At 41.7% G+C, this 11,187-nt stretch carries 9 protein-coding genes; 1 reads left to right on the top strand and 8 read right to left on the bottom strand.

The genetic code is table 11. From position 1 onward, the window contains the following. The 5 genes from VRK28_RS07580 to VRK28_RS07560 form a co-directional block, all read right to left on the bottom strand. Positions 1-570 (bottom strand): Maf family protein, encoded by a 570-nt coding sequence (locus tag VRK28_RS07580; RefSeq protein WP_054563356.1) that lies wholly within the window; start codon positions 568-570, stop codon positions 1-3. Beyond that, a complete protein-coding gene (mreD, locus tag VRK28_RS07575) occupies positions 570-1,049 on the bottom strand; it encodes a rod shape-determining protein MreD (protein ID WP_058583828.1) in 480 nt (159 codons plus the stop codon). The genes VRK28_RS07580 and mreD overlap by 1 nt, the downstream gene beginning before the upstream one ends. Then, positions 1,042-1,884, bottom strand: coding sequence for a rod shape-determining protein MreC (gene mreC, locus VRK28_RS07570; RefSeq protein WP_054552786.1), 843 nt, complete (start codon positions 1,882-1,884; stop codon positions 1,042-1,044). Before mreC ends, mreD begins: the two co-directional genes overlap by 8 nt. Further along, positions 1,884-2,927 (bottom strand): rod shape-determining protein, encoded by a 1,044-nt coding sequence (locus VRK28_RS07565; RefSeq protein ID WP_054552787.1) that lies wholly within the window; start codon positions 2,925-2,927, stop codon positions 1,884-1,886. Before VRK28_RS07565 ends, mreC begins: the two co-directional genes overlap by 1 nt. A gap of 132 nt (positions 2,928-3,059) precedes the next feature. Continuing rightward, positions 3,060-5,087: an SUMF1/EgtB/PvdO family nonheme iron enzyme gene (locus VRK28_RS07560; protein WP_054563353.1), complete on the bottom strand. Its 2,028-nt coding sequence runs from the start codon at positions 5,085-5,087 to the stop codon at positions 3,060-3,062. Between the two features lie 223 nt (positions 5,088-5,310). Here VRK28_RS07560 and VRK28_RS07555 point away from each other — a divergent pair, with 223 nt between their 5' ends. Continuing rightward, on the top strand, positions 5,311-6,225 hold the full coding sequence (locus VRK28_RS07555; RefSeq protein WP_332393673.1) for a 1-aminocyclopropane-1-carboxylate deaminase/D-cysteine desulfhydrase: 915 nt from the start codon (positions 5,311-5,313) through the stop codon (positions 6,223-6,225). Here VRK28_RS07555 and VRK28_RS07550 read toward each other — a convergent pair. From VRK28_RS07550 to ssb, 3 genes are all read right to left on the bottom strand, one after another. After that, positions 6,222-7,922: an EAL domain-containing protein gene (locus VRK28_RS07550; protein ID WP_332393672.1), complete on the bottom strand. Its 1,701-nt coding sequence runs from the start codon at positions 7,920-7,922 to the stop codon at positions 6,222-6,224. The two genes, VRK28_RS07555 and VRK28_RS07550, sit on opposite strands and share 4 nt — an antisense overlap. Before the next feature lie 241 nt (positions 7,923-8,163). Further along, positions 8,164-10,143: a methyl-accepting chemotaxis protein gene (locus tag VRK28_RS07545; RefSeq protein WP_332393671.1), complete on the bottom strand. Its 1,980-nt coding sequence runs from the start codon at positions 10,141-10,143 to the stop codon at positions 8,164-8,166. A 337-nt stretch (positions 10,144-10,480) separates the two neighbouring features. Continuing rightward, positions 10,481-11,170 carry a single-stranded DNA-binding protein gene (gene ssb / locus VRK28_RS07540; RefSeq protein ID WP_054563349.1) on the bottom strand — a complete coding sequence of 230 codons (690 nt, stop codon included), beginning with the start codon at positions 11,168-11,170 and terminating at the stop codon, positions 10,481-10,483. Positions 11,171-11,187 lie beyond the last annotated feature (17 nt).

Here is an 11,187-nt window from a genome sequence, read left to right as displayed (position 1 = left end):
TTACCCTCTTAAAAATTCGTTTAATAACTGCTCTGTCTCATATAAAGGTAAGCCGACAACCGCAAAATAGCTACCCGAAAGGTGACTAACAAAGCGACCACCTAAGCCTTGAATGCCATAACCACCGGCTTTATCTTGCGGCTCTCCACTATGCCAGTAAGCATCAATTTCAGCATCGCTGAGCGGTTTAAATGTAACATCGGTGACAACAAGGCAGCTTTTTACTTGCTCACTATCAGCAATTGCCACAGCCGTCATCACTTGATGAGTACGGCCAGATAAGCGCTTCATGGTGGCGGTAAAATCAGCTTGGTCTAGCGGCTTACCAAGTGCGGTATCATCAATGACAACCACGGTATCGCTGCCAAGTACTGGGCGGTCAGTGTAACCCATAGCAACGCCCGATTGCGCCTTGAGTCTAGCAAGACGCTCTACATAGTCGCGCGGGGCTTCGTTTGGGAATTGGCTTTCATCAGCATCAACGCTAAATTGAGAAAACTCAACGCCAAGTTGGCTGAGCAACTCTTTTCGGCGCGGTGATGCAGACGCCAAATAAATTGCGGTTTGCATTATCTAATCCTGAAATGACGGCGATATTTACGCAAAATTAAGAATATCCACCACCAACAAAGCATGCCGGTTAGTACTGGCCACATATAATGCGGGCTAAAGTAAACGCCCATTAAAAAGTGGTTAAGCCAAAACTGCATGAGGTGGTAAAGCGTTAAAAACAAAGCAATTAAAATGCTTTGCTGCCATAAAGAAAAGTTTCTAATTTTTTGGAAGTTACTCGCAGTGATAAATATACACACAGAGTAAGTCAGTGAGTTCACACCGAGTGGCGAGCCTGATGCAAGGTCCATTAATAAACCAACCACCCAAGCTGTGCCAATATTTAAACGGTGTGGCACCGCTAACGACCAATACATTAATACCATTAACACCCAGTCTGGGCGGTATGGTTCAAACGAAATCGGTAACGGCATTAATGCCATTACCAATGCAAAGAAGATACTGATAGCAATCAGCAAAAAGTGACGACTATTCATTGCTGATGCTCTCCTGCTGATTACGCCACAGCACAACCAATAAGCGAATACGGTCAAGTTGCGCAATTGGCTCAGCATAAACCTGCGCAAAAGGACGCCCTTCATCACGGTTAATTTCGGTCACTACTGCAACCGGATATCCCTCTGGGAAGGTGCCACCAAGGCCTGACGTAACCAAGATATCGCCAATGCGAACATCAAGGCTATGTGGTACATGCGAAAGCTTTACCACGTTAATTTTACCAATGCCCTCAACCACGGTACGTACATCGTTACGTAAAATACGTACAGGTGTGGCATGGGTTGTATCGGTCATCAGTAGCACCCGCGAGGTAGTTGAACCCACTTGAGTGATTTGCCCCACTACACCCATTTCGTCAATCACAGCTTGGCCTTCGCTTAGGCCATCCGTTGTACCACGGTTAATAACCACTTGGTGGCTATACGGGTTTGAATGAACAGAGAGGACTTGTGCAATAATTTTACGATTTGATTGCTTAGCCGATGAACCGAGTAAAGCGCGTAACTTATCGTTTTCACGAGATAAAAATTGCAGTTGTTGTAGTTGTTCGCTTTGTAGTAACTGCTTCTTTTTTAACGCTTCGTTTTCGGTTAATAGCTGTTCGCGGGTATGCAGGTTTTTCGCGCCAATACTAAATAACTCATAGGGCAAGTTGGCAAGATAAATAAGTGGGCTAACTAAAGTGTTTAGGCTGGTGCGGATTGTTGTACCACCTTGAGTGTAGCGATCGCCCACGATCAGCACGACACTCAAAAGCACTGCGACAAAAAGTCGCAGTTGCAAAGAGATGGTACGACCAAAAAGTAACTTCATTAGTCGTAGCTAAATACGTCACCACCGTGCATATCAATCATTTCTAGTGCCTTACCGCCGCCACGCGCAACACAGGTTAAAGGATCATCAGCAACCACAACTGGAATACCAGTTTCTTCCATTAATAGACGGTCTAAGTCTTTTAGTAATGCACCACCACCGGTTAATACCATACCGTGTGCAGAGATATCAGACGCAAGCTCTGGTGGAGATTGCTCTAATGCAACCATTACCGCGCTCACAATACCCATTAATGGCTCTTGCAGTGCTTCTAAGATTTCGTGTGAGTTAAGCGTGAATGAACGCGGTACACCTTCAGCAAGGTTACGACCACGTACTTCAATTTCAATAGGCTCGTCTGTTTTGAAAGCAGAACCGATTTGGTGCTTGATGTTTTCAGCTGTCGCTTCACCAATTAAGCTACCGAAGTTACGACGTACATAGTTGATGATAGCTTCATCAAATTTGTCACCACCAATGCGTACAGATGAAGAGTAAACCACACCATTTAAAGAAATAATGGCAACTTCAGTTGTACCACCACCGATATCAACAACCATTGAACCGGTTGCTTCAGACACAGGTAAGCCAGCACCGATAGCCGCAGCCATTGGCTCTTCGATTAGGTACACTTCACGAGCACCGGCACCCATAGCAGACTCACGAATAGCACGTTTTTCTACTTGCGTTGCACCACAAGGCACACAAATAAGTACACGCGGGCTTGGGCGCATGAAATTGTTGTTATGCACTTGCTTGATGAAGTGTTGCAGCATTTTTTCAGTGACGTAGAAATCAGCAATAACGCCGTCTTTCATTGGACGAATTGCTTTAATGTTACCCGGAGTACGACCTAACATTTGCTTAGCTTCGGTACCTACAGATGCTACGCTCTTAGGGCCACCAGCACGCTCTTGACGAATAGCAACAACTGAAGGCTCGTTTAATACGATACCTTCTTCTTTTACATAAATTAGGGTATTGGCTGTACCCAAGTCGATCGATAGATCGTTTGAAAAAATACCACGGAGTTTTTTAAACATGAGGCTGGATGACCTTTGAAAATTCGTTCTTATACTAGCTGCTCTCACTCTATCATGCTAATCATGAGAAAGCGCAACTGCTTTAATTAAAATGCTAAAAAAGGAAGCATCCATTGCTTCCTTTTTAAATTCTTATCGTTCGCGTACTAAACGGAAACCGATATAGTTTGCACGAAAATCTGGCGCTAAGATTAAGCGCGTTGATACGCGTGCTAGGCTAGGAGCAAAATTCCATGCACCGCCTCGAACAGCCACATCAGACTGCCCTGACTTTTTGTTTGTCCATTCCCACACATTACCTACTGTATCGTATAGGCCAAATGCGTTAGGAGAAAACGACCCTGTTGGTGCAGCGCTCTTGTTTGACCATTCGCTACCACACCAGCCACAGTTCGCTAAATTTTTACCAATTTCGTTACCCCAAGGGTATTCAGTTTCTTTACCTGCACGTGCAGCGTATTCCCACTCAACCTCATTTGGTAAACGAAACAGCTGGCCTGTTTGACCCGATAACCAATCAGCATACGCTTTGGCATCGTTGTAAGTTAAACAAACCGCCGGAAAATCACTTTCTTGATCAAAGCCTGGGTTGCGCCAGTTTAAGGTTGCTTCCCACACTGGTTCGCCATTTAAGTAATACGCACAGCCGCGATCTTTTTCTGCTTCTGTTTTATAGCCGGTATTCGCAACGAATTGCTCATACTCACCAACGCTTACTTCTTTGCTTTGCATTGCAAATGAGTTAGCAATGGTTTTTTCTACCACTGGGCGCTCATTCGCTAACCCATTGCCGTTAATGTCACCCATCTTAAATTTACCAGCGGGAATAACTACAATGCTGGCAGAACTGGTTTTATTAACAATACTTGCAACAGGTGCTGTTACAGGTTGCTCTGGTGCCGCAGTCACTTCAGCAACAACAGGCTCTGGCACTTTAACTAGGTTTGCATTAATGGTTTGTGCTTTACGCAGATCAATTCGCGCTTTATAGCTTTTGTAGCCACGTTTGCGAATTTCAATATCATGAAAACCTTTTGGTAATGATGTCGTTAACCTAGTTGCACCATAGCTAACACCATCAATAAACACTTCGTCGTCATAAACATTTGAACGCAGTGTTAATTCAACCATTTTAGATTTTTTTAGATCAGGTAATGGTTCAACCTTTATTGGCTTTTTTACAGAATAATCGCTTACTGGTTGCTCACTCATACGCGAAACCGATACCACCTGCCCATTATCCTGAGAGTCACTGAATGTTAACTGACTATCTGAGTACGTAGTGCCGTAGCTTGGCTGAAAGTTACCGGCCAAAGGCGTGCCATAGTCAGCACAAAAACGATTATCTAAATTAAGTAGGCTACATAAACGGCTGCTGTTTACATCACCGCGCATCGTCACACTTAAGTTAACGTTGTAGTTACCTTGGCCACTGAACGCGCTGTTCACGACATGGCTACTTAAAATCTTAACTTGTGCACCAGCAAGGTTACGTTTTGGCTCAACCAAACGCTCTTCAGTTAAGTTAGCAAAAATCTGGTCTACAAAACGTTTAGTGGCTTTTTGTAAGCCCATTTGTTGACCACGCTGTTCACAGGCAGCAAGTGTTTCGGTGCGCTTACAGTTAATCGTATGATTAACCTCTAATGTGCCTTCACGAGTGAATTCGTTACGTAAACGCTCAACACGTGCCGTTGCTAACTGCTCTTTTAAGCTTTCTAAGGTGTTTAACTGGGTGTGCTTTGATACACGAATTTGCTCAATGTCTTTTCTATGTGAAGCAATTGCCGCCAATTGCATCGAAATATCATCTTTGTTTTGTTTGTGATCAACCACAGCTTTTTGATAGCGCGACTGCGCATTGCTGATATCAAGAGTTGGGTCATCAATAAGTCGGCGGTACATCTCGTTCATTGCATCTAGCGCTTGGTTTTTTTCTTTATCTAGCTCAGTTGAGCGGGCGCGCAATAATTCGAGTTGTTTTTGTAACTGACTTTCTTCTTTTAGGTGTTTTTCGAGGATTAAGGTCGAGTTATCGTATTCGGCTTGTTTTTTACTGATCTCTGATTCAATGCCAGTTACCGTAGCAGTATCTTGTGCAAATGCACTAGTTGCTAGCAAACTAACTGAAATTAACAGAGATAAAGGAGCAATTCGCATATATTCCATTCCCAAAAAGCGGCAATTATTTGGTCATTATTATTTTTTTATAATTAAACTCTTATGCTATGTACTTGCAAGGCAAAACACAAGCTTTGTTCAATTATTATCTGAGTTTACATCTATTACCTTAGTTGATGCCAGTAAATAACAAAATCATTTGAGTTTAATTGACTAATTTCTATCTGTAAGACGACTTTGCTACAATAAGACGTGTTTTTTTATGAAAATTAATGCCGTGAATAGCTCTTTTGAATCACCAGTACAAACAATCCATCACCCCTTATTAGCTGCACGTAAAATTCAGCTGAGCATCAAGCGAGATGATCTTATTCATCCGCAAATTAGTGGCAACAAATGGCGTAAGCTAAAGTTTAACCTTGATGTTATGCAACAACAGGGCAAGTCTGAACTACTCACTTTTGGTGGTGCGTTTTCAAATCATATTCATGCCACGGCAACTGCGGGTAAGTTATTTGGCTTTAAAACCCACGGTATTATTCGCGGCCCTGAGCTAGACGAAGCAAATCCAACACTCAACTACGCAAAGCAATGTGGTATGAGCTTACACCCAGTAAATCGAATTACTTACCGGTTAAGGCACGACCAAACGTATTTAGCACAGTTACAAGAGCAGTTTCCGAATGCCTATATATTGCCAGAAGGTGGTACCAACTCAGCAGCTCTTTTAGGTTGTAAAGAATTAGCGCAAAGCCTACCAAGCTCTGATGTAATAGTTTGCCCAACCGGTAGTGGCGGTACACTAGCAGGTTTAATAGAGGGTGCACCACAACACACCAAGCTGTTAGGTGTCGCAGTACTGAAGCAAGCGCACTACTTAATTGATGAGATAAAGCAGCTAAGTAATAAAGCAAATCAGCAACAAAACTGGCAGCTGCTTTGCGACTTTCATGATGGTGGTTACGGAAAGTTTAGCGATGACTTGTGGCAATTTTGCCAAACCTTTACTGAGCAGCACGTAATCCCGCTTGAGCCAATCTACAGCGGCAAAATGCTCTATGCCGTTTGGCAATTAATAGAGCAAGGTTACTTTAGTGAAGGAACACATATCATTGCAGTGCACACTGGTGGGCTACAAGGTTTAGACGGCCTTAAGTACCGAGGGCTAATTGACTAGCTGTAAGGTGTAATATCCGCCAGTTTTTGCAATGGCTCAGCAAAGTAAAAGCCTTGAGCCGCAATGATCCCTAGGTTTTTTAAGGTCGCAAGTTCGTTCTGTGTTTCTACTCCAACCGCATAAACAGGAAAGTTTAGCTCAGTACCCTTAGAAATTATTTGCTTTACAATTTTTTGCTGTTGGGTGTTGGTATCTATATTGTGTATCAGTTCAAATGCTAACTTAATACTGCATACATTTTTGATATTTCTATAAGTTGCTATATGTTCTGCGCTACGCACGTTATCAATAACAATACCAGCAGACAGTTTCTCTAAACATTCAAACTGTTCACTGAGCTTTTTATGCTGTTTTAGATAATCGTCTTCGCTTAGTTCAAATTGCAATTTGTCTGCGCTATTAAACCCTTCCATTTGCTGTTTAAACCACAGCCAAAACTCGTCATTAAACCAGTTCATTGCGTGTAAGTTTATACTCACCGTTAATGAGCCCGTTTCGTTCAGCAGCATTTTCTTCACTTGAGAAATCACAGTTTGGTCCAATAACAAGACATCTTTTTTACTACTCATATGAGGAATAAAATGCCGAGCCGCAAGCAAGCCTAAACTCTTGTGGCGAATACGGATCAACGCCTCATGCTGTAAAATGTCGCCGGTTTGTAAGTCGAATAAAGGCTGAAAAAACAACATAAAATGTTTTTTCTTTATGTACTCAAAAAGGTGCTCTTTACTATCTGCGAGCATACTTGACTGCGTATGCCCAAAAGGCAAACGATGAATATGCTGCCAAGCACTTTGTTTCGCCAGCGCTAATGCTGATTTAGTAAGCTGATAAACCACAGCCTGATCAGCCCCTGTGCGGTAATTACACACACCAATTTTTATATCTGCACGAGACAAGTCACTACGATAATTTAAACAAGCTTGATATATAACCTGATGTAATCGCTTAGTGTATTTATCAACCTCGGTGGCAGGCACACTGTTTAAGGTCACGGCAATACCACCCGATGGCAATAATTTCACAGAGCGATTTACAAGTTCACCAAATCCTTTTGCTATGACTAACTTAAAGTAATTATCAACGTCGAGGTTAGCAGGGAAAGGGTTCTTCCAAAAGAATAGCGCAAACAAATGGTTATAGTTTGTTGGTACACCATACAAAATATTTAAATCCTGATGACCTAATGGTTTAGGTGATGCAACTTTCTTGGCTGTAACCTGAGTGCTTAATTGTTCAAATGGTTTGCTCAGCGGTTTTTCTGTTATTGCTAATTGCTTGAACATTTTTTTCCACCAGCGGAAGCCCCAATACCCAGTGCCAAGCAATATTAAATTTAGGAAAATAAATAAGTGACTTTCGACCAACCAAGAAGGCCAATGAAATAAACGCAAATTAACCGTTTTATAGCTAAATACCTCTTGCTCTAAGTCGATAAAGTTTGCAAAGTTATGTGGTACATCACTAGCGCTCATTGCAAAGCCTTGGCTTTTAACTAAGGTAGCAATAATATCTTGCGAGGCAATCGGGTCGAGGTTTAATTCATACACTTGTTTGGCAAGCTCTGTACCGGTGCGATGAACTTTGTCGTGCAACACATCACTTAAGAAAATATTAAAAACAACTAATAGCAAAAAAGCGGCCGCCACATAGATGGCCACCGGTTGCTTTATTTGTGAAGCTAAGTCTCGTTTCATTTCACAGGTTAGTTGCTTAAACATATACAAAGTGTTGTTCAAGAACCCTATAAATACAAGGCTACAGGGCGATTTAAAGCAATATCAGAAATATCCTAGAACCAGCGCTGTCAAAAGTTTTGTAATTTTAAACACCTAGCAAAAACAGTTAATGAGAATTATTTTGTAACCGACAAACTGCTACTTAAAGAGTAGTAAGAAAGTTTGCAGTGCTAAAGCTTCTCCAAAATCAACGCAGTTGCTAATCAACTTTAAACACATTTAGGGCATCGGATGTTCTTTGCTGTGCATTTTCTAAATCTGTAATTAACTTCTCAAGTAACGCTAATTCTTTTTGAACATCATGCATGTTTGAAGTGATATTTTGACTTGCTTTGCTCGCTTCTTCAGCAAGCTGACTTTGCGATTCAATCGCATCGGATACCGTATTTGTTTGACTGCTCACATCAGCAATATTCGCTGTTAACGTATCTATATTCGTTAACGCTTGTTCACTGTTATCACTAACCATTTGCGTTGAGTCAGAGGTATTTTCCATATACACCTGCAACTGCTGAACCTGCTGTTTTATATCATCTAGTACTGAAGATATTTCAGATGTAGAGTCTTGGCTACGTGTAGCTAAACCACGAACCTCATCGGCTACAACAGCAAAGCCACGGCCTTGCTCCCCTGCCCGAGCAGCTTCTATTGCCGCATTCAATGCAAGTAAATTAGTTTGCTCTGCAATGCTCGAAATCGTATCGAGTACAGATTGAATACTGTTTGTTTTAGCACTTAGGGCATCTGATTGTTCATGGGCTTGCTGTATTAACTCTGACAACGAGCTAATACTTGCTTTATTCCTACCAATAATTTGTTTAGTACTTGCAGATAGATCATTCGCCTTTATCGTATTTTTAGAGCTCTCTTCTGCAGATACTGCTATTTGCTCTATCTGGCTATATAGCCTAGTGAAGTTGTCATGCAATGTTGCGGTCGTTGAATTAATATTTTCAACACGCTCAGATAGCTCTTTTGCAAATGTGATCAATGATTGAACACTGGATTCGCTGGTGTTATTTGCTTGCTGAACTTGCCTAATTAAATCGGTAAGCGCATCGACGAGCTCATCAACGCTTCTGGAGATTGCACCAATTTCATCACTCGAATTATCGTTAATTCTCACCGCTAAATCATGGCTGGTAGCAATAGTGCTAATCACATCTCTAACCCTAGTTACTTTTCTCGCCAGCGACTTAATAACGAATAACCCAAAAGCAAAGAACAAACCTATAAGAATAATGGCAAAGCCACTAGTGGCATAAACCTTAGTATTTGCACTACTACGACTTTGCTCAATCAGCGACTCTAAAGCTTGCTGCTTATTTAGAATATGCTTACGGACCTTACCTATTAACTCAGTGGAGTGAGCAAACCAATCTGATGGTGTTGGGTAACTTAAAGATAACTCACCATTTTCTTGATTAAGCTTTTCAACAATGTTTTTTACATCTTGATAAGTTTGCGAGTTGGTCAATTCTGCTAACCACTTTTTATCAGCATCACCTGTGAGTGTTAAAGAAAGCAAAAACAAGGTTTCTTCAATATTGTGAAAATAGCTACTGACTAAGACTTGATTACTCTCAGAAATAGACTTGGAAGATAAGACACCATTCACTTTACCTCTTACTTGCCCAAGCCTCTCCTTCAATAAAGACATTTCGACTATTGCAAGACCAGAGGCGATTGCCTCACTTTGTTTGACCTGTGAGACTCGCCTGTTGGCAACATCGAGCATAAACTTGTTTGAATCAGAATAAACCACAAACGCTTGTTTGCCTTGCTTCTTGTCGACACTTTCTCTGAGCTCAGTGATTTTCTTATGTTTTGCTAATACCGCATTGAATAGTGTTGATGAAACCTTATGTTGCTGAGTGTAATGGGCAAATTTATCAAATGCTTTATCGACCACTACACGCTGCTGTGCAACACGCTCTTTATTTTGACTATAGCCAGAGCCAATTAGACCTGCCGTTAATCCTCTTTCAACAGCCGTTTCGTGAGCTATCTCATCAATCATTAAAGCTTCACGTATATATACAGCATCTTTCTCAACTGTGCTTTTTCTAATAAGCGACTCATTGATAACAGTATAAGACGCTGCAAACATCACAACCAAAGCAAAAGCGATAACCGCTGCAAGCGCCTGTTGAAAACTAATCTTCCTTAAAAGCTGCATAGTTAATAATAAAGTTGTGGAATTAAGGTTCTATAAACTTAGACCAGGTTTTGAATATAGCCAATTCGGCCTATCAAATTGCTTTTATACCAATCCGCTTAATTAAGTAGTCTATTTTGAGGCAATAAAACCTCGTTGATAACAAGGCAAAAACTTCGTTATTTAGTTGTTCTAAATGAGAAGTTTTTAACGCAGTTAGCGACAGGTTTAATCCCTCAAAATGATTAAGTATTATTGCGGGTTGGTATTAGGTTAAGCATTAACTCTCGCACATAAAAAAGCCCCGCTTATGCGGGGCTTCTTAAAAACTAATTACATAGTTTTGCTATATCAGCAATTAGAACGGAATATCGTCATCAAAGTCGATTGGTGGTTCCATTGGGTTTGATGCGCCGCCTTGTGGTGCATTTTGTGGTTTAGGAGCAAAACCGCCTTGTTGAGGTGCGCTGCTTTGCTGCTGACCATAACCGCCACCATATTGGTTATTACTTTGTTGTTGTGGTGCAGATTGCTGTTGTGGACGCTGTTGCTGCTGTGCTGGCGCAGACTGTTGCTGTGGAGCATAGCTATTATTACTTTGTGATTGCTGTGCACCACCGCCGTAACCGCCACCTTGTTGTTGACCACCTTGGTAACCGCCTTGTGATTGACCACCTTGATAGCCACCACCTTGCTGCTCACCACGACCGCCTAACATTTGCATTTGACCGCCCATGTCTACCACGATTTCTGTGGTGTATTTTTCTTGGCCTGATTGATCAGTCCATTTACGCGTTTGTAAACGACCTTCAATGTACACTTGTGAACCTTTACGAAGATACTCACCAGCAACTTCTGCTAGTTTGCCAAATAACACAACACGGTGCCATTCAGTACGCTCTTGCATTTGCCCTGTGTTTTTATCTTTCCAGCTATCTGTCGTAGCAATGCTGATATTCGCTACGCCATTGCCATTAGGCATATAACGTACTTCTGGATCTTGGCCTAAATTACCAACCAAGATAACTTTGTTCACACCGCGTGCCATGGAACTTCTCCTATAAA

It is taken from the genome of Pseudoalteromonas sp. P80D2 (assembly GCF_036680945.1).
In the GTDB taxonomy this organism is placed as follows: Bacteria; Pseudomonadota; Gammaproteobacteria; order Enterobacterales; family Alteromonadaceae; genus Pseudoalteromonas; species Pseudoalteromonas shioyasakiensis.
Note: the sequence above shows the minus strand (reverse complement) of the source record. Positions and strands in the feature narration are given on the sequence as shown.

Excerpts from the sequence above, each read along its gene's own strand:
- VRK28_RS07580 (WP_054563356.1), bottom strand. The coding sequence starts at position 570 with ATGCAAACCGCAATTTATTTGGCGTCTGCATCACCGCGCCGAAAAGAG.
- mreD (WP_058583828.1), bottom strand. The coding sequence starts at position 1,049 with ATGAATAGTCGTCACTTTTTGCTGATTGCTATCAGTATCTTCTTTGCA.
- mreC (WP_054552786.1), bottom strand. The coding sequence starts at position 1,884 with ATGAAGTTACTTTTTGGTCGTACCATCTCTTTGCAACTGCGACTTTTT.
- VRK28_RS07565 (WP_054552787.1), bottom strand. The coding sequence starts at position 2,927 with ATGTTTAAAAAACTCCGTGGTATTTTTTCAAACGATCTATCGATCGAC.
- VRK28_RS07560 (WP_054563353.1), bottom strand. The coding sequence starts at position 5,087 with ATGCGAATTGCTCCTTTATCTCTGTTAATTTCAGTTAGTTTGCTAGCA.
- VRK28_RS07555 (WP_332393673.1), top strand. The coding sequence starts at position 5,311 with ATGAAAATTAATGCCGTGAATAGCTCTTTTGAATCACCAGTACAAACA.
- VRK28_RS07550 (WP_332393672.1), bottom strand. The coding sequence starts at position 7,922 with ATGAAACGAGACTTAGCTTCACAAATAAAGCAACCGGTGGCCATCTAT.
- VRK28_RS07545 (WP_332393671.1), bottom strand. The coding sequence starts at position 10,143 with ATGCAGCTTTTAAGGAAGATTAGTTTTCAACAGGCGCTTGCAGCGGTT.
- ssb (WP_054563349.1), bottom strand. The coding sequence starts at position 11,170 with ATGGCACGCGGTGTGAACAAAGTTATCTTGGTTGGTAATTTAGGCCAA.